Origin of the sequence: Rummeliibacillus pycnus (genome assembly GCF_002884495.1) — a bacterium.
Lineage (GTDB): Bacteria > Bacillota > Bacilli > Bacillales_A > Planococcaceae > Rummeliibacillus > Rummeliibacillus pycnus.
In genome coordinates this window covers 3360318-3386606 of record NZ_KZ614145.1, presented here as the reverse complement: position 1 = coordinate 3386606, position 26289 = coordinate 3360318, and the positions used below count along the sequence as shown (strand labels likewise).

15 protein-coding genes, 5 rRNA genes, 1 pseudogene and 1 riboswitch are annotated in these 26289 nt (G+C 41.2%); of the genes and pseudogenes, 1 reads left to right on the top strand and 20 read right to left on the bottom strand.

What is annotated here, in order from left to right; all coding sequences use genetic code 11:
• Positions 1-72: 72 nt before the first annotated feature.
• A complete protein-coding gene (locus CEF14_RS16615) occupies positions 73-948 on the top strand; it encodes a hypothetical protein (protein WP_102693850.1) in 876 nt (291 codons plus the stop codon).
• Positions 949-995: 47 nt separating this feature from the next.
• Here CEF14_RS16615 and purD read toward each other — a convergent pair whose 3' ends face one another.
• The 20 genes and pseudogenes from purD to CEF14_RS16515 all read right to left on the bottom strand — a co-directional run bounded on the left by purD (position 996) and on the right by CEF14_RS16515 (position 26194).
• A complete protein-coding gene (gene purD, locus CEF14_RS16610) occupies positions 996-2249 on the bottom strand; it encodes a phosphoribosylamine--glycine ligase (protein WP_102693849.1) in 1254 nt (417 codons plus the stop codon).
• A gap of 161 nt (positions 2250-2410) precedes the next feature.
• Entirely contained in the window at positions 2411-3946 is a 1536-nt protein-coding gene (gene purH / locus CEF14_RS16605) for a bifunctional phosphoribosylaminoimidazolecarboxamide formyltransferase/IMP cyclohydrolase (RefSeq protein ID WP_102693848.1), read from the bottom strand.
• Between the two features lie 74 nt (positions 3947-4020).
• A complete protein-coding gene (purN, locus tag CEF14_RS16600; protein ID WP_102693847.1) occupies positions 4021-4590 on the bottom strand; it encodes a phosphoribosylglycinamide formyltransferase in 570 nt (189 codons plus the stop codon).
• Entirely contained in the window at positions 4590-5645 is a 1056-nt protein-coding gene (purM, locus tag CEF14_RS16595; protein WP_102693846.1) for a phosphoribosylformylglycinamidine cyclo-ligase, read from the bottom strand. Before purM ends, purN begins: the two co-directional genes overlap by 1 nt.
• A 17-nt stretch (positions 5646-5662) precedes the next feature.
• Positions 5663-7084: an amidophosphoribosyltransferase gene (purF, locus tag CEF14_RS16590; protein ID WP_102693845.1), complete on the bottom strand. Its 1422-nt coding sequence runs from the start codon at positions 7082-7084 to the stop codon at positions 5663-5665.
• Positions 7060-9294 carry a phosphoribosylformylglycinamidine synthase subunit PurL gene (purL, locus tag CEF14_RS16585; protein ID WP_102693844.1) on the bottom strand — a complete coding sequence of 745 codons (2235 nt, stop codon included), beginning with the start codon at positions 9292-9294 and terminating at the stop codon, positions 7060-7062. Before purL ends, purF begins: the two co-directional genes overlap by 25 nt.
• The gene (gene purQ, locus CEF14_RS16580) at positions 9278-9964 is read right to left on the bottom strand and encodes a phosphoribosylformylglycinamidine synthase subunit PurQ (RefSeq protein ID WP_102693843.1); all 687 of its coding nucleotides are present in this window, start codon (positions 9962-9964) and stop codon (positions 9278-9280) included. Before purQ ends, purL begins: the two co-directional genes overlap by 17 nt.
• 2 nt (positions 9965-9966) lie before the next feature.
• Entirely contained in the window at positions 9967-10215 is a 249-nt protein-coding gene (purS, locus tag CEF14_RS16575) for a phosphoribosylformylglycinamidine synthase subunit PurS (protein ID WP_102693842.1), read from the bottom strand.
• Positions 10212-10928 carry a phosphoribosylaminoimidazolesuccinocarboxamide synthase gene (gene purC, locus CEF14_RS16570; protein ID WP_102693841.1) on the bottom strand — a complete coding sequence of 239 codons (717 nt, stop codon included), beginning with the start codon at positions 10926-10928 and terminating at the stop codon, positions 10212-10214. Before purC ends, purS begins: the two co-directional genes overlap by 4 nt.
• A 32-nt stretch (positions 10929-10960) precedes the next feature.
• Positions 10961-12256 carry an adenylosuccinate lyase gene (gene purB, locus CEF14_RS16565; RefSeq protein WP_102693840.1) on the bottom strand — a complete coding sequence of 432 codons (1296 nt, stop codon included), beginning with the start codon at positions 12254-12256 and terminating at the stop codon, positions 10961-10963.
• Between the two features lie 12 nt (positions 12257-12268).
• Positions 12269-13393 (bottom strand): 5-(carboxyamino)imidazole ribonucleotide synthase, encoded by a 1125-nt coding sequence (purK, locus tag CEF14_RS16560; protein WP_102693839.1) that lies wholly within the window; start codon positions 13391-13393, stop codon positions 12269-12271.
• Positions 13390-13878, bottom strand: coding sequence for a 5-(carboxyamino)imidazole ribonucleotide mutase (gene purE, locus CEF14_RS16555; protein WP_102693838.1), 489 nt, complete (start codon positions 13876-13878; stop codon positions 13390-13392). Before purE ends, purK begins: the two co-directional genes overlap by 4 nt.
• A 222-nt stretch (positions 13879-14100) precedes the next feature.
• Positions 14101-14199, bottom strand: a riboswitch (purine riboswitch).
• A gap of 97 nt (positions 14200-14296) precedes the next feature.
• Positions 14297-14485 (bottom strand): NETI motif-containing protein, encoded by a 189-nt coding sequence (locus tag CEF14_RS16550; RefSeq protein WP_102693837.1) that lies wholly within the window; start codon positions 14483-14485, stop codon positions 14297-14299.
• A gap of 158 nt (positions 14486-14643) precedes the next feature.
• The gene (locus tag CEF14_RS16545) at positions 14644-15852 is read right to left on the bottom strand and encodes an NAD(P)-dependent malic enzyme (RefSeq protein WP_407690460.1); all 1209 of its coding nucleotides are present in this window, start codon (positions 15850-15852) and stop codon (positions 14644-14646) included.
• Positions 15853-16246: 394 nt separating this feature from the next.
• Positions 16247-16363, bottom strand: a 5S ribosomal RNA gene (rrf, locus tag CEF14_RS16540).
• 188 nt (positions 16364-16551) lie between these two features.
• A 23S ribosomal RNA gene (locus CEF14_RS16535) occupies positions 16552-19480 on the bottom strand.
• 311 nt (positions 19481-19791) lie between these two features.
• A 16S ribosomal RNA gene (locus CEF14_RS16530) occupies positions 19792-21341 on the bottom strand.
• Between the two features lie 1416 nt (positions 21342-22757).
• Positions 22758-22862 (bottom strand): annotated as a pseudogene (locus CEF14_RS19320) (IS200/IS605 family transposase); the annotation flags it as partial.
• A 229-nt stretch (positions 22863-23091) separates the two neighbouring features.
• Positions 23092-23208, bottom strand: a 5S ribosomal RNA gene (gene rrf, locus CEF14_RS16520).
• 57 nt (positions 23209-23265) lie between these two features.
• A 23S ribosomal RNA gene (locus tag CEF14_RS16515) occupies positions 23266-26194 on the bottom strand.
• The 16S, 23S and 5S rRNA genes sit together here, the layout of an rRNA operon.
• Positions 26195-26289 lie beyond the last annotated feature (95 nt).

The window sequence follows — 26289 nt, the reverse complement described above, 5'->3', positions numbered from 1 at the left end:
ATCGTATCATAGCACTTTTGGAAAGCAAAGCATTATGATTTGAATAATTATTTTTAACTGGAGGTTAAATTGATGCCATTAGACGAAAATTTAAGTACTCGGAATGCTTTTACTCGCTTCGCTTGTGGTGCTAGTATGACAGCATTTGGTGTAGCTAAACTTTCTCGTAAACCTGATTGTATGAGAGGTAGGGCTATGGTTATTTTAGGAGCTATGAAAATGGCAGAGGGTATTCTAAAATATTGTCCTACAAAAGCACTCTTGAACAACTCATTAACTTCTCTTATCAACGAATTGCAGACAAGTAATTCTGGCTCTTCTTCAAGTAACTCAGGGTTAGGTGCAGCAGCTTCTTCTGCAATGGGTGGCGGTTCTTCTTCATCTGGATCTTCATCTGGATCTTCATCTGGATCTTCATCGGCAGGTTCAGGGTTAGGTGCAGTTGCTTCAGCTGTTATGGGAAGTATGGGTGGCGGTTCTTCATCCAATTCTTCATCCGGTTCCTCATCCACAGGTTCAGGACTTGGCGCTGTTGCTTCGGCTGTTATGGGTAATATGGGTGGCGGTTCTTCATCCAGTTCCTCATCCGCAGGTTCAGGATTAGGAGCTGTTGCCTCAGCTGTTATCGATAGTATGAGTGGTGGAGGTTCTTCGTCTGGAGCAGGATCTGGTACCAACACAAATACTAATCCTATAAGTGATGTTGCACAATTAATGAAAGACTTCACTAATACTACTACTTCAAACACACAGCAACAAAAAACTCAAAACAACCAGCAAACGAATTCAAATCAGCAAAACGGCTCAAAACAGTCTAACACAAACCAACAGTCAAATTCAAATCAACAAATGAATAAGCAACCATCTAATTCAAATCAACAGACAAATAAGCAACAATCGAACTCAAACCAGCAATCCAAATCTAAAGGTACAACAGGACAATCATGATTCAAAGCTGCCCGAAATAAATCGGGCAGTTTGTTTTATAAATTCTTTTACATAGTTCTCCAGCCAATATCTCTACGATAGAAGAAACCCTTCCATTCTTCCTGTGCTAATCCTTGATATACTTTTTCTTGCGCTTCTTTCAACGAAGGTGCTTTTGCCGCTACTAATAATACACGTCCACCATTCCCTACATATTGTTCCTCTACACGCTTTGTTCCGGCATGAAATACATCGAACTGACTTGAAAGTTGTTGTAAGGAAGGTAATGGATTGCCTTTAATAACATCGCCAGGATAACCATCAGAAGCAATTACTACACCTAACATGGCTTCGTCAGACCATGCTAGATTAAATGGATCACCTTTCATTAACGCCATCATGAATTCGCCAAAATCTGAAGCCATTCTTGGTAACACTACTTGAGTTTCAGGATCACCAAAACGGGCATTAAACTCAATTACTTTTGGACCTTCATTTGTCAGTATTAATCCTGCATATAAAATGCCTGTAAAAGGTATTCCTTCTAATGACATAGCTTGTACGGTTGGTGCAACAATCTCGTTGTATGCACGTGTCACTATTTCATCAGAAATTTGTGGTACTGGAGAATATGCTCCCATTCCACCTGTATTCGGACCTTTATCTCCTTCATAAGCTCGTTTATGATCTTGTGCAATAACCATTGGATAAATTTGTCCGTTATGAACAAATGACATATAGGAGAATTCCTCACCGTCTAAAAATTCTTCAATAACAACTCTGGAAGAGGATTCACCGAAACGTTGGTTACCAATCATATCACGAACTGCATCAATCGCTTCTTGTTCGCTCAGTGCGACAATAACGCCTTTTCCAGCAGCAAGCCCATCTGCTTTTACAACAATCGGAGCACCCATTTTTTGAATGTATGCAACCGCTTCTTCAGCATCTGTGAAAGTAGCATAGGCTGCTGTCGGAATATTGTATTTCTGCATTAATTCTTTCGCAAATGATTTACTTCCTTCAATTTGAGCTGCAGCTTTAGTTGGGCCAAAGATTAGTAAATCGTGTTCATTGAATGCATCAACAATTCCTTCAGAAAGTGGTTGTTCAGGACCAACAAACGTTAGATCAATTGCATTTTCTTTTGCAAATTTGATGAGTGATGCAAAATCTGTTGTAGCAATATTTACACAGGTTACATCTTGTTCCATTCCATCATTACCTGGAGCGACAAATACATTTTCAACAGATGGTGATTGTGCAAATTGCTTGGCAATAGCATGTTCACGACCTCCACTGCCTATAACTAAAATATTCAACGGAAATCCTCCTTATGAAAAGAAAACACGCTCAACTTACGGGCGTGTTCTTTTTTATGAACTATTTGTTAAAACTCACAAAAACGGGTATTTTTATGCGAACCAGTTTTATTTTACTCTTGCTTTGGTTCTCTATATTTGTATTACATTCCACTAATATTTTAGTGTTTAAAATGTCTTACGCCAGTAGTTACCATTGCTATACCATATTTATTTGCAACGTCTATTGAATCTTGATCGCGTTTTGAGCCACCTGGGTGGATAATCGCAGTAATGCCTGCTTTCGCTGCTTCTTCAACTGTATCTGGCATTGGGAAGAATGCATCTGATGCTAATGCTGCACCTTTCGCTTTTTCACCAGCTTGTTCAAGCGCAATCTTAGCAGAACCTACACGATTCATTTGACCAGCGCCTACACCAAGTGTCATTTTATCATCTGTTACAACAATTGCATTTGATTTTACATGTTTAACTACGGACCATCCCAGTTTCAATGCTTCCCATTCTTTTTCAGTAGGTTTGCGGTCAGTCGTTACTTGGATATCTGCATCTTCAAAACCTTTACGATCTGGTTCTTGAACTAATAAGCCACCTTCAACAGATACGGTATTGAATTGATCGCGTTTTTGTTGTTCAAATGAGATTGTAAGTAAACGAACGTTTTTCTTCACTGTTAATTTTTCAATTGCTTCATCAGTGAATCCAGGAGCAATAATAATTTCTAGGAAAATACCCGCAAGTTTTTCTGCAGTTTCCACATCAACTTCACGATTTAGTGCAACAATACCACCAAAAATGGATGTTGAATCAGCTTCATATGCTTCGTTAAATGCTTCTGAAATGGTTTCACCGATACCAACACCACATGGGTTCATATGTTTGACTGCTACTGCAGCGGGCTGTTTAAATTCTTTGATTATTTGAAGAGCTGCATTCGCATCTTGAATATTGTTATAAGAAAGCTCTTTACCATGTAATTGTTCAGCATATGCAATAGAGAAATCTGAACCAAGGCGTTTTTGATAGAATGCTGCTTTTTGGTGAGGATTTTCACCGTAGCGAAGTGGTTGTTTTAATTCATAAGTTAGTGTTAGTTGATCTGGGAACTCTTCACCAACATAGTTTGTTAAGTAATTTGAAATATAGGAATCATAAGCTGCTGTATGACGGAATACTTTTGCTGCTAAACGACGACGTGTTTCAAGTGTTGTATGTCCCTCTGCTTTTAACTCTGCAAGTACCGTATCGTAGTCATTAGCATCTACGATTACTGTTACGTATTTTTGGTTTTTGGCAGCTGAGCGTAGCATTGTAGGACCACCGATATCGATATTTTCAATCGCATCAGCAAATTCAACATTTGGTTTTGAAATTGTTTCAACAAATGGATATAGGTTTACACAGACAATTTCGATTGGTTCGATGCCGTGTTCTTGCATTTGTGCTTGGTGTTCAGGATCATCATATTTTGCAAGAAGACCACCGTGAATCATTGGGTTCAATGTTTTAACACGTCCCCCTAAGATTTCTGGGAATTTTGTTACTTCATCTACAGATGTAACAGTTACTCCGTTTTCTTGTAAATGCTTTTTCGTTCCACCTGTTGATAAAATTTCGTAGTCTAATGCCTCTAATTCTTTCGCAAATTCTAAAATACCTGATTTATCAGAGACACTAATTAAAGCACGTTTCGTCACAATAATTTCCTCCTTGAGTTAAGCCAACATGATCTGTGTTGGTATGTAAATTCTGGCGACGTCTGTCACCATTGTTAATCGAATAATGATTGCAATGCAGCTGGATAAATCTCATGTTCTACTTCATGAATTGCTTGCTCCGTCTGATCTCGATCACCGTCGATTACATCAACGGCTCTTTGCATAATAATTGTACCTGTATCCATCCCTTCATCCACATAATGGACGGTTACTCCAGTAACTTTCACTCCATGAGCTATCGCTTGTCCTATAGCGTCTTTTCCTGGGAAGGATGGTAGTAAAGATGGATGAATATTAACAATTTTTGAAGGGTAAGCAGTTAACAAAGTTTTTCCAATTAATCGCATATAACCTGCCAGAACTAGCCATTCTACCTGTTTATCGCGCAATGTTCTTAAAATCTCAAGTTCATAAGCTTCCTTCGAATTAAATTCTTTTGGGCTTAGTGCTAAGACGGGAATTCCTTTTTCTTTAGCTCTTATCGTCACATATGCACCAGGTTTGTCTGTAATTACTAATTCTATTTTTGCATTTAACCGGCCACTTTCAATCGTATCTTGAATAGCTTGGAAGTTTGTACCGCTTCCAGAAGCAAATACTGCAATAGATACGCGCTCTTTCATTAGACTAAACTCCCATCATGTACACCTTTGAAAATGACACCTTCACCTTTAATAACACGACCAATGGTATAAGCTTTTTCACCAAATTGTTCAGCAACTGTGATGATACGTTCTACCTCAGAAGCAGGAACAGCTAATACAAACCCAATCCCCATGTTGAATACATTAAATAAATCACGATGTTGCAAATTACCTTGTAGTTTTAAAAATTCAAAGATTGGTAAAACTGGCCATGATCCTAAATCAATTTCTGTTGCAAGTCCTTCAGGCATCATACGTGGAAGGTTTTCATAGAAACCTCCTCCTGTTACATGTGCCATACCATGGATATCAGATTGCTTTAACATCTCCAGTACTGGCTTAGCATAAATTTTCGTTGGCGTAAGAAGTGCTTCCCCAATTGGGCCAAGATCTTCAAATCCTGCTACAACTGTATCCGGTGTAAAACCAGCATCTCCAAAAACAATTTTTCGAACAAGTGAATAGCCATTTGAATGTACTCCGCTAGAAGCAAGACCAACTAGTACATCACCATCAACGATGCGTTCACCGGTTACGATATTTGCCTTTTCGGTAGCTCCCACAGCAAAACCTGCTAAATCATATTCTTGCTCATCATAAAGCCCAGGCATTTCTGCAGTTTCACCACCAATTAAAGCAGCGCCAGATTGAACACAACCATCTGCTACCCCTTTTACAATCTGTTCTATTTTCGCTGGTTCAGCTTTACCAACTGCAACATAATCTAAAAAATACAGTGGTTCTGCTCCTTGAGCTACAATGTCATTCACGCACATAGCAACACAATCAACCCCGATGGTATCATGTTTATCTGTCATAAATGCCAATTTTAATTTTGTACCAACACCATCTGTACCAGAAATCAGAACTGGTTCTTTTAAGTTTAGTTCGGACAAATCAAACATGCCACCAAAGCCACCAAATGTACCTAGAATACCTTTTCTCGCTGTACGTTCTACATGTGATTTCATACGTTGTACAGCTTCATAGCCAGCTTCGATATTTACGCCTGCTTGTTCATATGCTTTTGACATGACTTTTCCTCCTCAAATTAATGCACCAATTCTTTTTCGTGCGGTAAGATTGTATCCGGGAAAATTTCTGTAGGATATTTACCAGTGAAACATGCTAAACAATGCCCACAATTTTGACCTTCATCCGTTCTTCCAATGGCTTTAACCATTCCTTCAACAGATAAATAAGTTAATGAATCTGCTCCAATTGCCTCACAAATTTCTTGCACGTTATGACTAGAAGCTATCAATTCTTCATGAGTTGATGTATCAATACCGTAGAAGCATGGATTTGTCATTGGCGGTGAGCTAATCACAACATGCACCTCTTTAGCCCCTGCTTCCTTCAGCATATTCACGATTCTTTTAGAAGTCGTACCGCGAACGATTGAGTCATCTACCATAACGACTCTCTTACCCTGAACTACCTGACGTACAGGAGAAAGCTTCATCTTAACTCCTCTTTCGCGCATTTCTTGAGAAGGCTGGATAAACGTACGACCTACATAGCGGTTTTTAATTAGTCCTAATTCATAGGGAATACCACTTTCTTCCGAGAATCCAATTGCAGCCGAAATACTTGAATCTGGAACACCCGTTACGACATCTGCTTCAATATTTACTTCTTTTGCAAGCTGTTTTCCTAAGCGTTTGCGAGCCATATGGATATTGATGCCATCAATATCTGAGTCAGGACGAGAGAAGTAAACGTATTCCATTGTACAAATTGCACGTTCAGCTGGGTATGCAAATTTCTCCGATTTCAATCCTTCATCATTAATCGTAATGAGTTCACCTGGTTCTACAGCTCGAATAAATTCTGCTCCAATAATATCGAATGCACAAGTTTCTGAAGCAACTACCCACGCTCCATCAAGTTTTCCAAGTGATAAAGGACGTAATCCATGCGGATCTAAAGCAACTAACATTTCATCCTCTGTCATGATTAAAAATGCATATGCCCCTTTTAATAGAGTTAGAGCATTTTTTGCCCGATCATTCATAGAACCAAAGCCACTTCGTTTCAATAAATGTGCCAATACCTCTGTATCAGAAGTTGTTTGAAAAATGCTTCCTTGACGTTCCAAATGTTTTTTCAAATGATTGGCATTCACTAAATTCCCATTATGAGCAATTGAAAGACTGCCTGTAGATGAATGGAAAAGTAACGGCTGAACATTTTCAATACCGCCACCACCAGCAGTTGCATAACGAACATGTGCTATAGCTGCTTTACCGTTAAGACTCTCTAACTTATCCCCATTAAAGACTTCGTTAACTAAACCTTCTCCTTTAACAGCTTGCAGTTTTTCGCCATCTGTTACAACAATGCCTGCACCTTCTTGACCACGATGTTGAAGAGCGTGTAAGCCGTAATAACTCATCTGTGCTGGATTTGGATGACCCCAAATACCGAAAACTCCACATTCTTCGTTTAAACCTCTGATTTCACCAAGCATGGGATAGCTCCTTTCCAAGCATCTTGGAATTCTGAAACTGAACCATCAATTAGAATTTCACCGTTTTCGTCACGAATGACCAATTGTGGATTAGATAACACATTTCCAATTTTAGCTGCATCTTGAACAATTGACTCGAATGCATCCGCGTTTTCTTGTTTTACTGAAACTAAGAAACGAGATTGAGATTCACTAAATAACGCAGTCACTGCAGTGCCTTTTAAAGTTACTTCTGCACCAAATTCGGTACCAAAGGTTTTTTCTGCTAATGCAACTGCAAGACCGCCCTCAGAAATATCATGTGCTGACTCAACTAGGCCAAGTTGGATGGCTTTTAATAAAGTTTCTTGTCTAGCAGCCTCAATGGTTAGATCAATGGTAGGAGACAAGCCAAAAATCTCCCCATTATTTTGTAATTTCTGAAGTTCTGATCCACCAAATTCTGTTTTTGTTTCGCCGATCAGATAGATTAAATGGCCTTCAGCTTTCAGTTTTTGTGTGGTTGTATGAGCTAAATCTTCTACTAAACCTACCATACCGATTGTAGGAGTTGGATAAATTGCAACACCACTTCGTTCATTGTAAAGAGATACATTTCCACCGATAACAGGTGATTTCAATGCTTCGCATGCAGCTGAAATACCATCTGCCGATTTTTCGATTTGCCAGAAGACTTCTGGTTTTTCTGGATTACCGAAGTTTAAACAATCGGTAATCGCTAACGGCTTACCACCTGAACATACAATATTGCGTGCTGCTTCGGCTACTGCAATTTTCCCGCCAACTTCAGGATCTAGATAAATATAGCGAGAGTTACAATCTGTTGTCATCGCAAGCCCTTTGTTTGTACCTCGAACCCGAATAACTGCTGCATCTGATCCAGGTGCTACAACTGTTGATGTACGCACTTGATAATCATACTGGTCATAAACCCATTCCTTTGATGCAATAGTTGATTGTTTTAGAAGCGATAGTAATGTTTCTTTATAGTTTTCTACAGTTGGTTCTTCGTTTTTCATTTGTTGGAATTTAGTGAAGTATGATGGTACGGCAGACGGTTTGTGATAAACAGGTGCATCTTCAGCTAAAGCATCTGCTGGTACATTTGCTACTATTTCACCTTTATGAATAAGACGAAGCATTTTATCCTCTGTGACATGTCCAATAGCTACAGCATCTAATCCGTACTTTACAAATAGATCGATGATTTCTTGTTCATGCCCTTTTTTCACAACAATCAGCATACGTTCCTGTGATTCAGAAAGCATCATTTCATATGGTGTCATGTTCGTTTCACGTTGTGGTACTAAGTCTAAATTCATCTCTATACCGAATCCAGCTTTGGAAGCCATTTCTGCAGAAGAAGATGTTAGACCAGCAGCACCCATATCTTGAATTCCTACTAGACAGTCATACTTTACAAGCTCTAAGCAAGCTTCTAATAGTAATTTTTCCATGAATGGGTCGCCCACTTGAACAGCTGGACGTTTTTCTTCAGAAGATTCGCTTAATTCCTCGGATGCAAACGTCGCACCATGAATACCATCTCTACCTGTTTTAGCGCCAACATACATTACCGTGTTACCAACACCAGATGCAATCCCTTTTTGAATATCCTTATGATCTATTAAACCAACACACATTGCATTTACAAGTGGATTTCCTTCGTAACAAGGATCGAATTGAATTTCTCCACCAACTGTTGGAATTCCGATACAGTTACCATAGCCTGCGATACCTGCTACTACTTCTTCAAATAAATATTGAACACGTTTGGATGCATTCAGTTCACCAAAACGTAAAGAGTTTAGCATAGCAATTGGACGAGCGCCCATTGAAAATACATCGCGAATAATACCGCCTACACCTGTAGCAGCACCTTGATAAGGTTCAATTGCTGAAGGATGATTGTGTGATTCCATTTTGAAAACAACCGCTTGCTCATCGCCAATATCAACAATCCCTGCCCCTTCACCAGGTCCTTGTAATACATGAGAGCCCTTTGTTGGGAATTTACGAAGGACAGGCTTAGAGTTTTTATAAGAGCAATGTTCAGACCACATAACAGAGAATAGACCTGTTTCTGTCCAATTAGGTGTACGTCCTAAAATCTTCTCTACTAAGTCAAATTCTTCATCTGACAATCCCATTTGTGCGTATAGCTTTTGCTCTTTTATTTGCTCAGAAGTTGGTTCAAGCTTGGTTGACATATGATTCCCTCCACTGTTTTACAATTGATTTGAATAAGGCAAGGCCATCTGCTCCACCGATTAATTCATTCACTGCACGTTCTGGATGAGGCATCATACCAAGAACATTCCCTTTTTCATTGATTATGCCAGCGATATTTTCTAAACTACCGTTTGGATTTTCACCTTCGTACGTAAAGACAATTTGATTGTTGTCTTTTAGCTGTTGTAAGGTTACTTCATCACAATAGTAATTTCCTTCACCGTGTGCGATTGGTATTTGTATAACTTCATTTTGATCATATTGATTTGTAAATAATGTTTGGTTGTTTACTACTTTTAAATCAACAGTACGACACATAAATTTAAGATTCTTATTACGTAACAATGCTCCAGGAAGTAAACCTGCTTCTGTTAAAATTTGAAATCCATTGCACACTCCAAGTACAGGTTTCCCTGCTTCAGCTGCCTTTACAACTTCAGCCATTACATTTGAAAAACGAGCGATTGCACCGCAGCGTAGATAATCTCCATAGGAGAACCCACCTGGCAACAAAATACCGTCATACTCGCTTAAGTCTGTTGCATCATGCCATACATATTCTGCTTCTTCACCGAGTTCGTCTTTAATTGCGTGATACATATCTAAATCACAGTTCGATCCGGGAAATACGAGTACTGCGAATTTCATCTTTAGTTAGCCTCCTCGATTTCGTAACGGTAATCTTCAATTACTGTATTTGCTAGTAGTTTTTCACTCATTTCTTTTACAATTGCATCGATATCTCGTTCGGAAGGTTCAATTTGTAATTCTAAATATTTTCCAATGCGAACATCTGCCACTTCATCGTAACCCATTGTGTGTAGGGAACCTTTCACTGCAGAGCCTTGTGGGTCTAAAACACTTTCTCGAAGTGTTACGTAGATTTTCACTTTTTTCATTTAGATACTCCTCCTAGACGGGATAATATGATTTCATATACTTCAGTTAAGTCACCAAGATCACGGCGGAATACGTCCTTATCAAGATGTTGCTTTGTTTTCGCATCCCATAAACGACATGTATCAGGTGAAATTTCATCTGCTAATAATACTTGACCGTTTTCATCACGTCCAAATTCTAGTTTAAAATCTACTAATATAACATCAATATCATAGAAAAATGGACGAAGGATTTCATTTATCTTTAACCCATTGTCGTAAAGGGCTCTCACTTCTTCTTTAGAAGCGATGCCCATTACGTCAATATGTTCTTCCGTGATAAACGGGTCTCCAAGGTCATCATTTTTGTAATAAAATTCTACGATTGGACGTTTAAGAGGTGTCCCTTCTTCGATTCCTAATCGTTTCGCAAGGCTACCAGCTGCGATATTACGTACTACCAATTCAATTGGAATAATATCTACTTTTTTGACAAGTTGTTCGTTGTCTGAAATTTTTTCAACGAAGTGTGAGTCAATACCAGCTGTTTTTAATTTGTCAAAGATCAATGACGTAATGCTGTTATTTAAAACACCTTTACCTGCAATTTCTGCTTTCTTTTCACCGTTGAATGCTGTAGCACTATCTTTGTATTCAACAAATAAGATATGTTCATCTTCTGTTGTATACAATTTTTTTGCTTTTCCTTCATACAAAAGTTGACCTTTTTCCACTGTTTATTCCCCCGGTTTAGGTTTAGTTATAATTAGTTCAATCCTAGACGTTCGAAAATCATATCTACTTGTTTTAGATGGTGATGATAATCGAAGCAATCATCTAGTTCTTCTTTTGAAAGATAAGAAGTGATTTTCTCATCTGCATCGACAAGTTCGCGGAATTGAATTTGTTCATCCCAAGCTTTTGCAGTTAATGGTTGAACTGTATCATATGCTTCCTCACGTACAAGACCCTTGTCGATCAATGCAAGTAACACACGTTGTGAATAAATCAAACCAAAAGTACGTCCCATATTACGTTTCATGTTTTCTGGGAATACTGTTAGGTTTTTCACAATATTACCGAAACGATTTAACATATAATTTAAACCGATTGTTGTATCTGGTAAGATAATACGTTCTGCAGATGAATGTGAGATATCACGTTCATGCCATAAAGAAACGTTCTCGAATGCAGTAACCATATGCCCACGGATAACACGAGCCATACCAACCATGTTTTCAGAACCGATTGGGTTCCGTTTATGAGGCATTGCTGAAGAACCTTTTTGGCCTTTTGCAAAGAATTCTTCTACTTCACGAGTTTCTGATTTTTGTAGTCCTCGGATTTCTGTTGCGAATTTTTCAATAGAAGTAGCGATTAATGCAAGTGCTGCAATATATTCAGCGTGACGATCACGTTGTAAAGTCTGTGTTGAAATTGGTGCTGCTTGTAATCCTAATTTTTCACAAACATATTGTTCAACAAATGGATCGATGTTGGCATACGTACCAACAGCTCCAGAAATTTTACCAGTTTCAATTGTTTTAGCTGCTGCTTCAAAACGTTGTAAGTTACGTTTCATCTCTTCATACCAAAGTGCAAGTTTTAAACCAAAAGTTGTTGGTTCAGCATGTACACCGTGAGTACGGCCCATCATAACTGTGTACTTATGTTCTTTTGCTTTTGTAGCTAAAATTTCGATAAAGTTTTCAATATCTTTTCGTAAGATTGCATTTGCTTGTTTTAGTTGGTATGAAAGAGCAGTATCCACAACATCTGTTGAAGTTAAGCCATAATGTACCCATTTGCGCTCTTCACCAAGTGACTCAGATACAGCACGTGTAAAGGCTACTACATCGTGGCGAGTGTCTTTTTCAATTTCTAATATACGGTCGATATCAAAAGTTGCATTCTCGCGAATTTTCGCAACATCTTCTTTTGGAATTTCACCAAGTTCTGACCATGCTTCACATGCTAAAATCTCGACTTCTAACCAAGCTTGGTATCTGTTTTCATCTGTCCAAATTGCGCCCATTTCCGGACGAGTATAACGTGCTATCATTTTTGTCTCCTTCTATTCTGTCCAAATGGCAGAATTATCAATTTCTCTAATAGTATGATCAAGATCATCCGTCATAATTGTAACATGTCCCATCTTCCGATTCTTCTTCGCTTGTAATTTTCCATAAAGATGAATAGACCAATCAGGGTATTTAGATATTGAGTTCGTTACTGGCATTACATGTTGCCCTAAAATATTAACCATTATTGAAGGACTCCAAAGTTTTGGCTTTCGTAAGGGCCAACCACATATTGCACGAATATGTTGATGGAATTGTGAAATGTTACATGCTTCAATTGAATAATGACCTGAATTATGTGGACGTGGTGCTAATTCATTGATCAAAATGGTTCCATCTTCAAGTACAAACATTTCTACTGCTAATGTACCAATTAGCTGAAGATGGTCTGCAATTCTTTCAGCAGCCTCAATGGCTAATGCCGCCGTCTTTTTGTCAATTCTAGCTGGCACAATGGTTTCATGCAAAATATGATTGACATGAATGTTTTCCCCTATTGGCAAACAATATGTTTCACCTTGCTTATTGCGTTGAACAATAACAGAGATTTCTTTAGTAAATGGAACAAACGCTTCAGCTACACATGCTGAATGTTCAAATAGAGGCGCTGCAAGTTCTAATTCAGTAGCTGAGTGAATTGTTTGTTGGCCTTTACCGTCATAACCACCCCTTGCTGTTTTTACGATACAAGGGTAACCAACTTGATCAATATTTTTCACTAGTTGATTCAAATTTTGACAGACAATATATTTTGCAACTGGACAACCTGCTTTACTAATAGTTGATTTTTCTTGAATACGATCTTGAGTAATTTTAATTAACTCCGCACCTTGAGGTACATAAGCAATTTCTGTTAATCGTTTCAATCCTTCATAGTCAATATTTTCAAATTCAAACGTAATAACATCACTTACTTCAGCTAATTCTTCAAGAGCAGTTTCATCATTATAAGGAGCTACAATTCGAATGTCTGCTACTTGACCACATGGTGAATCCATTGTTGGTTCTAATACAGCTATTTTAAATCCCGCTTCTTTTGCTGCTAGTGCCATCATACGACCAAGCTGACCACCACCAATAATCCCAATGGTTTGGCCAGGAAAAATGGTTTTCATCACTGTAACTCACCTGTGCTTTCTAGGGCTTTCATCTTCATTTTTTGTCGTCTTGTTTCAATTTTTTCAGTAATCTCTTTATCAGTTATTGACAAGATTTGGGCTGCTAACAATCCTGCGTTAGTCGCGCCAGCTTTGCCGATTGCCACGGTCGCTACAGGTACGCCTCCTGGCATTTGCACAATGGATAGCAATGAATCAATTCCATTTAATGCTTTAGATTGAACGGGTACGCCAATAACAGGTAACGTAGTTTTAGCCGCTACCATACCTGGTAAATGGGCAGCACCACCGGCGCCAGCGATGATCACTTGCAAACCTCTGTCACGTGCGTCCTGTGCATATTCAAACATCAAATCAGGTGTACGATGAGCAGAGACGACTCTTTTTTCATATGGAATTTCTAATTCATCTAAAATTTCACAAGCATATTTCATTGTTTCCCAATCACTTGAACTTCCCATGATTACGCCAATTTTTGGATTCATGTATGTATGCCTCCTATCCATTACGCCTCGGCCTTAGTAATTCCAGATTAATGAGAAGTATTAAACTTTTCTTCTTTACTTTCAAAATCTGTGACATCTGCCGGACAAATAAAAAATCCTCAGATACCCCAATTCACACATTATTACCATGCGTGAAAAGCAGATTCCTGAGGATTCAATATGACAGGGTTATGAAATGTAGACTTTCCCCTGTACATAATTCCTTAAGTTGCTTTCCCGCATAGTCCAGCATTTACGGTGCTGGGTAGAGACACTAGAGCCAATCCTCTAGCATATATGGGGATACGATGTTTTTCTTCTCACATTTTATCAATAGAAAGAAAACAAGTCAATAACAAAATACGAACGATAAACTTTTTTAAACATTTCATTGTTCGTAATTCAATTAAATTTTATACTATTCTTCTATTAACAATCCTTTAAATTTAATAATTTGACGAATTGGAACAGGTTCTCCATTTATCATTTGAAAAAGAGGTTCTTCTTTTCTTCCTACAGGCATATAGCCTTCTTTCTTCATTCTTTCCAAACATGCGTCAATTGTTTCTGATTCTTCTACTTCAAACCATACTTGTTTTTTAACCAAAATGTCACTTCCTTAAATTGCTCTTCTGTTATTATCACTTCTAAGACATCTTTCATTATAAAGAGAAATTTCATCCAATGGGAATTTTTTGAGACCTTGCTGCAAGTTTTAAATAAAAAAATACACAGGATGCAATCTCCTGTGTAGAATTTTTTATTCTATAAAACTTCTATACTTTGTTCTTGTGGTTGGATACGTGCTACACCAGTAGCTATAGCAGCAAGTCTTACAGCATTGGAAACAGTATCCGTTACACGCGTATCGAAAATCTCCGGTACAATTCTTCCACTTTTTAAATCTTGTTCAGTAATAAGAGAAGAAATTGCACTAACTGCTGCTAATTTCATTTCTTCATTGATATCTGATGCGCGTACATCTAATGCCCCTCTAAAGATTCCTGGAAAAGCTAGCATATTATTAATTTGGTTTGGATAATCAGATCTCCCCGTTGCAATTACCCTCACTCCCCATTCACTAGCATGATCATATGTTATCTCTGGGTTTGGATTTGCTAATGCAAATACAATAGGATCAATATTCATGGACTGAATCATTTGTTCAGTTAAAACATTTGCTACAGACACTCCTATGAAAATATCCGCACCTTTTAATGCATCTTCAAGTGAACCATCTAATCCATCTAAATTACTATACTTTGCAATACGTTCTTTCATAGAATTCATCCCTATTTTGCGTCCTTTATAAATAATTCCTTTTGAATCACAAACAATCATATGCTCAAATCCTAAACTTCGTAATAATTTCAAAATAGATATTCCAGCAGCACCTGCTCCATTTATGACCACACGTACATTTTTGATATCTTTTTTGACAATTTTCAATGCATTTAGTATTCCAGCACCAACAACAATCGCGGTCCCATGCTGATCATCATGAAAGACAGGTATATGGCATTCTTCACGAAGGCGTTCCTCAATGACAAAGCAACGAGGGGCTGAAATATCTTCTAGATTAATAGCACCAAAGGTCGGACTGATTGCCTTCACAGTTTGTATTATTTCCTCTGGGTCTTTTGTATCCAAACAAATCGGAAAAGCATCCACATTGGCAAAACGTTTTAATAAAAGTGCTTTACCTTCCATTACGGGTAATGCGGCTTCAGGTCCAATATCCCCCAAACCTAGTACTGCTGTTCCGTCCGTTACTACTGCCACTAAGTTACCCTTCATCGTATAATCATAAACAGCACTCGGATTTTTCTCTATCTCAATACAAGGTTCTGCAACACCAGGTGAATATGCTAAACTCAAATCTTCAATTGATTCTACAGGTAATTTAATCTGCACATCTAACTTACCATTCAAATTTTTGTGTAATTCTAAAGCTCTTTCACGTAAACTCTTCAATAGCACACAACCCCTTTTCATTATTAAAGCTTTTTGAGACAATTAAAAATAGGTATTACGAAATTTTTTGCTTTACGTAACATTTTATCTCGAAATGTCATGGAATTCATTGCTGTTATAGAGATATATACTAGTGTACTCTTTATCATTTGTCAATATTATTTGAATATTCATTTTATTTTAGTTATTTAATATACTAAAGTGTTTATGTAATAAAGATATTTCATACTCTATTATCAAATAGAGATTATCTAGCTCGACAAGTTTTGAGTTTATTCGAAAATTATGAGGAAAAGAGGAAAGAATGTACTTTTTTGTTATAGGAATAAATGTGGAGCATTAATTTTGAAAAATAAAAAAGATACTACCGATAATATCAGCAGTACCTTAGTATGCCTAGCAACGTCCTACTCTCGCAGGGGGACAGCCCCCAACTACCATCGGCGCTAAAGAGCTTAACTTCTGTGTTCGGCATGGGAACAGGTGTGACCTCTTTGCCATCATTACTAGACCTTCGATTTACAATCTACTTCGCATTACTTCGTCAACTTCACTCATTCGAATCCTCATGTACATAAGTACACTCCGGTTCTCACTCGTTCGTTTCCTCGTACTGCTCGTATCTTGAAAATCTCATCTATAGAAAGATTTGTTCTTTCAAAACTGGATAAACGTTTATTGAAGTTCTTAAATCAACTTTTGGTTAAGTCCTCGATCGATTAGTATTCGTCAGCTCCATGTGTCACCACACTTCCACCTCGAACCTATCTACCTTGTCGTCTTCAAGGGATCTTACTTACTTGCGTAATGGGAAATCTCATCTTGAGGGGGGCTTCATGCTTAGATGCTTTCAGCACTTATCCCGTCCACACATAGCTACCCAGCGATGCTCTTGGCAGAACAACTGGTACACCAGCGGTGTGTCCATCCCGGTCCTCTCGTACTAAGGACAGCTCCTCTCAAATTTCCTACGCCCACGACGGATAGGGACCGAACTGTCTCACGACGTTCTGAACCCAGCTCGCGTACCGCTTTAATGGGCGAACAGCCCAACCCTTGGGACCGACTACAGCCCCAGGATGCGATGAGCCGACATCGAGGTGCCAAACCTCCCCGTCGATGTGGACTCTTGGGGGAGATAAGCCTGTTATCCCCGGGGTAGCTTTTATCCGTTGAGCGATGGCCCTTCCATGCGGAACCACCGGATCACTAAGCCCGTCTTTCGACCCTGCTCGACTTGTAGGTCTCGCAGTCAAGCTCCCTTGTGCCTTTACACTCTGCGAATGATTTCCAACCATTCTGAGGGAACCTTTGGGCGCCTCCGTTACTCTTTAGGAGGCGACCGCCCCAGTCAAACTGTCCGCCTGACACTGTCTCCTACCCCGCTTAGGGGTACGGGTTAGAATTTCAATACAGCTGGGGTAGTATCCCAAGGACGCCTCCACCGAAGCTGGCGCTCCGGTCTCTCTGGCTCCTACCTATCCTGTACAAGCTGTACCAAAATTCAATATCAGGCTACAGTAAAGCTCCACGGGGTCTTTCCGTCCTGTCGCGGGTAACCTGCATCTTCACAGGTACTATAATTTCACCGAGTCTCTCGTTGAGACAGTGCCCAGATCGTTACGCCTTTCGTGCGGGTCGGAACTTACCCGACAAGGAATTTCGCTACCTTAGGACCGTTATAGTTACGGCCGCCGTTTACTGGGGCTTCGGTTCTCACCTTCGCTTGCGCTAAGCAATCCCCTTAACCTTCCAGCACCGGGCAGGCGTCAGCCCCTATACGTCACCTTACGGTTTTGCAGAGACCTGTGTTTTTGCTAAACAGTCGCCTGGGCCTATTCACTGCGGCTCTCTCGGGCTTGCACCCTACTAGAGCACCCCTTCTCCCGAAGTTACGGGGTCATTTTGCCGAGTTCCTTAACGAGAGTTCTCTCGCTCACCTTAGGATTCTCTCCTCGACTACCTGTGTCGGTTTGCGGTACGGGCACCTCCTACCTCGCTAGAGGCTTTTCTTGACAGTGTGAAATCAGGAACTTCGCTCATACGAGCTCGCCATCATAGCTCAACGTTATAGAGAGCGGATTTGCCTACTCTCACGTCTTACTATTTAGACGCACATAACCAACAGTGCGCTTACCCTATCCTACTGTGTCCCCCCATTACTCAAATGGTAGGGAGGTGGTACAGGAATATCAACCTGTTATCCATCGCCTACGCCTGTCGGCCTCGGCTTAGGTCCCGACTAACCCTGAGAGGACGAGCCTTCCTCAGGAAACCTTAGTCATTCGGTGGATGGGATTCTCACCCATCTTTCGCTACTCATACCGGCATTCTCACTTCTAAGCGCTCCACCAGTCCTTCCGGTCTGACTTCACAGCACTTAGAACGCTCTCCTACCACAGACATCGTAGATGTCTATCCACAGCTTCGGTGAATTGTTTAGCCCCGATACATTTTCGGCGCAGCGTCACTCGACCAGTGAGCTATTACGCACTCTTTAAATGGTGGCTGCTTCTGAGCCAACATCCTGGTTGTCTAAGCAACGTCACATCCTTTTCCACTTAACAATTACTTTGGGACCTTAGCTGGTGGTCTGGGCTGTTTCCCTTTTGACTACGGATCTTATCACTCGCAGTCTGACTCCCGTGCATAAATCACTGGCATTCGGAGTTTGTCTGAATTCGGTAATCCGGGATGGACCCCTAGTCCAAACAGTGCTCTACCTCCAGGATTCTCTATCACGAGGCTAGCCCTAAAGCTATTTCGGAGAGAACCAGCTATCTCCAAGTTCGATTGGAATTTCTCCGCTACCCACACCTCATCCCCGCACTTTTCAACGTGCGTGGGTTCGGGCCTCCAGTAAGTGTTACCTTACCTTCACCCTGGACATGGGTAGATCACCTGGTTTCGGGTCTACGACCACATACTCATTCGCCCTATTCAGACTCGCTTTCGCTACGGCTCCGTCTTTTCAACTTAACCTTGCATGTAATCGTAACTCGCCGGTTCATTCTACAAAAGGCACGCTATCACCCATTAACGGGCTCTAACTACTTGTAGGCACATGGTTTCAGGATCTCTTTCACTCCCCTCCCGGGGTGCTTTTCACCTTTCCCTCACGGTACTGGTTCACTATCGGTCACTAGAGAGTATTTAGCCTTAGGAGATGGTCCTCCCAGATTCCGACGGAATTTCACGTGTTCCGCCGTACTCAGGATCCACTCTGGAGGGAATGAACTTTTGACTACAGGACTGTTACCTTCTTCGGTAGGTCTTTCCAAACCGCTTCGTCTAATTCATTCCTTTGTAACTCCGTATAGAGTGTCCTACAACCCCAAGAGGCAAGCCTCTTGGTTTGGGCTCTTCCCATTTCGCTCGCCGCTACTAAGGGAATCGAATTTTCTTTCTCTTCCTTCAGGTACTTAGATGTTTCAGTTCCCTGAGTCTGCCATCATGACGCTATGTATTCACGTCAAGATACTGTCCCATTACGAACAGTGGGTTCCCCCATTCGGAAATCTCCGGATCATAGCTTACTTACAGCTCCCCGAAGCATATCGGTGTTAGTGCCGTCCTTCATCGGCTTCTAGTGCCAAGGCATCCGCCATGCGCCCTTAATAACTTAACCTTCAGTTTTCAATACACATCGCATTACGTCGTCAATTTCACTCGTTCAAATCCTCATGCACCAAAGTGCACTCCGGTTTTCACTCACTCATTTCCTAGTACTACTCGTGTCTTGAAACCTTTTACAACTTTCAAGTTATTAAGCCTAAAAAATTTAAAACTTAATATAAAAAAATGTGTTACTTAAGAATTTCTTCAATGTCGTTTTATCCAGTTTTCAAAGAACAAGTTTTGAAAGCGATGAGCCTTCAAAACTGAACAGCAACCGTTAATCTTACAGACCCAAGGTCTGTATTCCGAAATATTCCTTAGAAAGGAGGTGATCCAGCCGCACCTTCCGATACGGCTACCTTGTTACGACTTCACCCCAATCATCTATCCCACCTTCGGCGGCTGGCTCCAAAAGGTTACCTCACCGACTTCGGGTGTTACAAACTCTCGTGGTGTGACGGGCGGTGTGTACAAGGCCCGGGAACGTATTCACCGCGGCATGCTGATCCGCGATTACTAGCGATTCCGGCTTCATGTAGGCGAGTTGCAGCCTACAATCCGAACTGAGAACGGTTTTATGAGATTAGCGTGCTCTCGCGAGTTAGCGACTCTTTGTACCGTCCATTGTAGCACGTGTGTAGCCCAGGTCATAAGGGGCATGATGATTTGACGTCATCCCCACCTTCCTCCGGTTTGTCACCGGCAGTCACCTTAGAGTGCCCAACTAAATGATGGCAACTAAGATTAAGGGTTGCGCTCGTTGCGGGACTTAACCCAACATCTCACGACACGAGCTGACGACAACCATGCACCACCTGTCACCAATGTCCCCGAAGGGAAAACTCTATCTCTAGAGTGGTCACTGGGATGTCAAGACCTGGTAAGGTTCTTCGCGTTGCTTCGAATTAAACCACATGCTCCACCGCTTGTGCGGGCCCCCGTCAATTCCTTTGAGTTTCAACCTTGCGGTCGTACTCCCCAGGCGGAGTGCTTAATGCGTTAGCTGCAGCACTAAGGGGCGGAAACCCCCTAACACTTAGCACTCATCGTTTACGGCATGGACTACCAGGGTATCTAATCCTGTTTGCTCCCCATGCTTTCGCGCCTCAGCGTCAGTTGCAGACCAGAAAGTCGCCTTCGCCACTGGTGTTCCTCCAAATCTCTACGCATTTCACCGCTACACTTGGAATTCCACTTTCCTCTTCTGCACTCAAGTCTCCCAGTTTCCAATGACCCTCCACGGTTAAGCCGTGGGCTTTCACATCAGACTTAAGAAACCGCCTGCGCGCGCTTTACGCCCAATAAATCCGGACAACGCTTGCCACCTACGTATTACCGCGGCTGCTGGCACGTAGTTAGCCGTGGCTTTCTAATAAGGTACCGTCAAGGTACGTTCATTTCCTAACGTACTTGTTCTTCCCTTACAACAGAGTTTTACGATCCGAAAACCTTCATCACTCACGCGGCGTTGCTCCATCAGACTTTCGTCCATTGTGGAAGATTCCCTACTGCTGCCTCCCGTAGGAGTTTGGGCCGTGTCTCAGTCCCAATGTGGCCGATCACCCTCTCAGGTCGGCTATGCATCGTCGCCTTGGTAGGCCGTTACCCCACCAACTAGCTAATGCACCGCGGGCCCATCCTGTAGTGACGCCCGAAAGCGCCTTTCAACATTTCACCATGAGGTAAAATGGATTATCCGGTATTAGCTCCGGTTTCCCGAAGTTATCCCAGTCTACAGGGCAGGTTGCCCACGTGTTACTCACCCGTCCGCCGCTAAATCAGAGGAGCAAGCTCCTCGTCATTCGCTCGACTTGCATGTATTAGGCACGCCGCCAGCGTTCGTCCTGAGCCAGGATCAAACTCTCCATAAAAAGTAAAGTTTGAAAGCTCATTTGCTTTGCTAGCGTTATCTATTGATAACATTTTGTCCTTGTCACTAACAGAAGTTAGTGATCAAAGTTTATTGATTAACGTTTGCTTGTTCAGTTTTCAAGGTTCATATCAAGTTCACTCACTAGCGAACTTTTATATCTTATCAAATCTCAAGTATTTTGTCAACACTTTTTTTGAGATTTAATTTAAAATTTGCTGTTTTTATTAGCAACTCAACTAATATATCATATTGTTTTTTTTATGTCAACAAAATTTTATATCAATTTAGAAGATTTATTTATTTTTTGTCGTTTCATTTCAGCGACTTGATAATATTATCATGTATATAGATAGTAGTCAATAGTTTTTAAAAGAATATATGAATATGAATTTTATTTGCTATGTAATTATGATCAAATTGAAACTCAATTTTTCTATAGGATTGATCATCATAACGGCACTATCTTTAGTAATATCTATTACGACACCATCTTTTGAATTACATATACAAATTAATCCTACTCGAATTTCGTCAAATTAAATTCTTTGAATTGAATAACCTATTTCATTAACATCTAACCATTCAATACCTATTGATGGAATCTAATTTTAAAATTTTTTCTTTATTTTCGTCATTTTTAATTTTACATGTGAAGTAAAACTCAATTTGAGAAACATTTGAATCGATGGCTGCATACTGATGACTTTTTTCTATGTATTCTTATTCTTGTATATGAATGGTCTATTCACCTTCATTTTTTTATGTATTTCCTTCTTTACAATCTCTATAATCATTCGGCTCAATATGTCCCATGTTCTTTCCTCTAGGAAAATAATATAAAAACCCGTCTTCACCTTGGTATTAAGTAAGTAATGCTTTTATATCTTTTAAAAATGATTCCCTTATCTGAATTTTGAATATTCACAATGCTCTTTCTTCTTTCTGTAAAGGGTGCTAAATTCATTCAAAACATCAATTCTGAATAATCTGTATGTACAATAGTTAAAAACTTATTTTCTTTTCTCTAGCAAGATAATTACCAAAACAAGAATAGGAGTTTTTAAAAACTGTTGCAGTGTAGATTGGTCTGTTTTTATTATATTTTGATTTATGAATACTATCATCTTTAAATGAGATATTTAAAATATTGATGTACTTCCATCAGTGACATATCATAGTTGAACAAAAGGAAAAAGATTTTCGAAAGCTACTTGTAAAAGAATTTAAAAATATTAAACCATTTTTCATTATTAAGAACCATTGTTTTTATCCACTACTTTTTTTACTAAGTTGAAATATTCTCTTATATCAATAATTCCACAATCATAAATACCCTTCCAATGTGTCATTTGCTCCACGGTCATAAGCTGTTTATTAGCTATGAAACTTAATACTGATATTTTTTATGAAATATTACCAACACATGAATATGGTCCGGACAAGCCGGCATAATATTTTTCCTACATGTTTTTATTTTTCCATATACAATCTGTCTTCTATATTTCGGTACAAAAACAATGTGCTACTTACAATTCCATGTTGTTTGGCTAAACTTTTATTATCCAGTTGGATCCGGATCCCCTTTCGTATAGAGTCGGTTGGCTAAACCTTACTCAATTGTACGACCAGTTTTTTTATTGTTCATAGCTAAAAGTAGCTAAAAGCTTTTAGTACCTCGCATAGCAAAGAGTTTGCAAATTCTACAAAATAAAAAAGCACAACTGAATCATCAGTTGTGCTTTAAGTGTGCCTAGCAACGTCCTACTCTCGCAGGGGGACAGCCCCCAACTACCATTGGCGCTAAAGAGCTTAACTTCTGTGTTCGGCATGGGAACAGGTGTGACCTCTTTGCCATCATTACTAGACTATTGAGATTGTTCTCTCAAAACTGGATAAACACTCATTGAAGTTCTTAAGAACTTTTGGTTAAGTCCTCGATCGATTAGTATTCGTCAGCTCCATGTGTCACCACACTTCCACCTCGAACCTATCTACCTTGTCGTCTTCAAGGGATCTTACTTACTTGCGTAATGGGAAATCTCATCTTGAGGGGGGCTTCATGCTTAGATGCTTTCAGCACTTATCCCGTCCACACATAGCTACCCAGCGATGCTCTTGGCAGAACAACTGGTACACCAGCGGTGTGTCCATCCCGGTCCTCTCGTACTAAGGACAGCTCCTCTCAAATTTCCTACGCCCACGACGGATAGGGACCGAACTGTCTCACGACGTTCTGAACCCAGCTCGCGTACCGCTTTAATGGGCGAACAGCCCAACCCTTGGGACCGACTACAGCCCCAGGATGCGATGAGCCGACATCGAGGTGCCAAACCTCCCCGTCGATGTGGACTCTTGGGGGAGATAAGCCTGTTATCCCCGGGGTAGCTTTTATCCGTTGAGCGATGGCCCTTCCATGCGGAACCACCGGATCACTAAGCCCGTCTTTCGACCCTGCTCGACTTGTAGGTCTCGCAGTCAAGCTCCCTTGTGCCTTTACACTCTGCGAATGATTTCCAACCATTCTGAGGGAACCTTTGGGCGCCTCCGTTACTCTTTAGGAGGCGACCGCCCCAGTCAAACTGTCCGCCTGACACTGTCTCCTACCCCGCTTAGGGGTACGGGTTAGAATTTCAATACAGCTGGGGTAGTATCCCAAGGACGCCTCCACCGAAGCTGGCGCTCCGGTCTCTCTGGCTCCTACCTATCCTGTACAAGCTGTACCAAAATTCAATATCAGGCTACAGTAAAGCTCCACGGGGTCTTTCCGTCCTGTCGCGGGTAACCTGCATCTTCACAGGTACTATAATTTCACCGAGTCTCTCGTTGAGACAGTGCCCAGATCGTTACGCCTTTCGTGCGGGTCGGAACTTACCCGACAAGGAATTTCGCTACCTTAGGACCGTTATAGTTACGGCCGCCGTTTACTGGGGCTTCGGTTCTCACCTTCGCTTGCGCTAAGCAATCCCCTTAACCTTCCAGCACCGGGCAGGCGTCAGCCCCTATACGTCACCTTACGGTTTTGCAGAGACCTGTGTTTTTGCTAAACAGTCGCCTGGGCCTATTCACTGCGGCTCTCTCGGGCTTGCACCCTACTAGAGCACCCCTTCTCCCGAAGTTACGGGGTCATTTTGCCGAGTTCCTTAACGAGAGTTCTCTCGCTCACCTTAGGATTCTCTCCTCGACTACCTGTGTCGGTTTGCGGTACGGGCACCTCCTACCTCGCTAGAGGCTTTTCTTGACAGTGTGAAATCAGGAACTTCGCTCATACGAGCTCGCCATCATAGCTCAACGTTATAGAGAGCGGATTTGCCTACTCTCACGTCTTACTATTTAGACGCACATAACCAACAGTGCGCTTACCCTATCCTACTGTGTCCCCCCATTACTCAAATGGTAGGGAGGTGGTACAGGAATATCAACCTGTTATCCATCGCCTACGCCTGTCGGCCTCGGCTTAGGTCCCGACTAACCCTGAGAGGACGAGCCTTCCTCAGGAAACCTTAGTCATTCGGTGGATGGGATTCTCACCCATCTTTCGCTACTCATACCGGCATTCTCACTTCTAAGCGCTCCACCAGTCCTTCCGGTCTGACTTCACAGCACTTAGAACGCTCTCCTACCACAGACATCGTAGATGTCTATCCACAGCTTCGGTGAATTGTTTAGCCCCGATACATTTTCGGCGCAGCGTCACTCGACCAGTGAGCTATTACGCACTCTTTAAATGGTGGCTGCTTCTGAGCCAACATCCTGGTTGTCTAAGCAACGTCACATCCTTTTCCACTTAACAATTACTTTGGGACCTTAGCTGGTGGTCTGGGCTGTTTCCCTTTTGACTACGGATCTTATCACTCGCAGTCTGACTCCCGTGCATAAATCACTGGCATTCGGAGTTTGTCTGAATTCGGTAATCCGGGATGGACCCCTAGTCCAAACAGTGCTCTACCTCCAGGATTCTCTATCACGAGGCTAGCCCTAAAGCTATTTCGGAGAGAACCAGCTATCTCCAAGTTCGATTGGAATTTCTCCGCTACCCACACCTCATCCCCGCACTTTTCAACGTGCGTGGGTTCGGGCCTCCAGTAAGTGTTACCTTACCTTCACCCTGGACATGGGTAGATCACCTGGTTTCGGGTCTACGACCACATACTCATTCGCCCTATTCAGACTCGCTTTCGCTACGGCTCCGTCTTTTCAACTTAACCTTGCATGTAATCGTAACTCGCCGGTTCATTCTACAAAAGGCACGCTATCACCCATTAACGGGCTCTAACTACTTGTAGGCACATGGTTTCAGGATCTCTTTCACTCCCCTCCCGGGGTGCTTTTCACCTTTCCCTCACGGTACTGGTTCACTATCGGTCACTAGAGAGTATTTAGCCTTAGGAGATGGTCCTCCCAGATTCCGACGGAATTTCACGTGTTCCGCCGTACTCAGGATCCACTCTGGAGGGAATGAACTTTTGACTACAGGACTGTTACCTTCTTCGGTAGGTCTTTCCAAACCGCTTCGTCTAATTCATTCCTTTGTAACTCCGTATAGAGTGTCCTACAACCCCAAGAGGCAAGCCTCTTGGTTTGGGCTCTTCCCATTTCGCTCGCCGCTACTAAGGGAATCGAATTTTCTTTCTCTTCCTTCAGGTACTTAGATGTTTCAGTTCCCTGAGTCTGCCATCATGACGCTATGTATTCACGTCAAGATACTGTCCCATTACGAACAGTGGGTTCCCCCATTCGGAAATCTCCGGATCATAGCTTACTTACAGCTCCCCGAAGCATATCGGTGTTAGTGCCGTCCTTCATCGGCTTCTAGTGCCAAGGCATCCGCCATGCGCCCTTAATAACTTAACCTTCAGTTTTCAATACACATCGCATTACGTCGTCAATTTCACTCGTTCAAATCCTCATGCACCAAAGTGCACTCCGGTTTTCACTCACTCATTTCC

Excerpts from the sequence above, each read along its gene's own strand:
- CEF14_RS16615 (WP_102693850.1), top strand. The coding sequence starts at position 73 with ATGCCATTAGACGAAAATTTAAGTACTCGGAATGCTTTTACTCGCTTC.
- purN (WP_102693847.1), bottom strand. The coding sequence starts at position 4,590 with ATGAAAGAGCGCGTATCTATTGCAGTATTTGCTTCTGGAAGCGGTACA.
- purM (WP_102693846.1), bottom strand. The coding sequence starts at position 5,645 with ATGTCAAAAGCATATGAACAAGCAGGCGTAAATATCGAAGCTGGCTAT.
- purF (WP_102693845.1), bottom strand. The coding sequence starts at position 7,084 with ATGCTTGGTGAAATCAGAGGTTTAAACGAAGAATGTGGAGTTTTCGGT.
- purL (WP_102693844.1), bottom strand. The coding sequence starts at position 9,294 with ATGTCAACCAAGCTTGAACCAACTTCTGAGCAAATAAAAGAGCAAAAG.
- purQ (WP_102693843.1), bottom strand. The coding sequence starts at position 9,964 with ATGAAATTCGCAGTACTCGTATTTCCCGGATCGAACTGTGATTTAGAT.
- purS (WP_102693842.1), bottom strand. The coding sequence starts at position 10,215 with ATGAAAAAAGTGAAAATCTACGTAACACTTCGAGAAAGTGTTTTAGAC.
- purB (WP_102693840.1), bottom strand. The coding sequence starts at position 12,256 with ATGATAGCACGTTATACTCGTCCGGAAATGGGCGCAATTTGGACAGAT.
- purE (WP_102693838.1), bottom strand. The coding sequence starts at position 13,878 with ATGAATCCAAAAATTGGCGTAATCATGGGAAGTTCAAGTGATTGGGAA.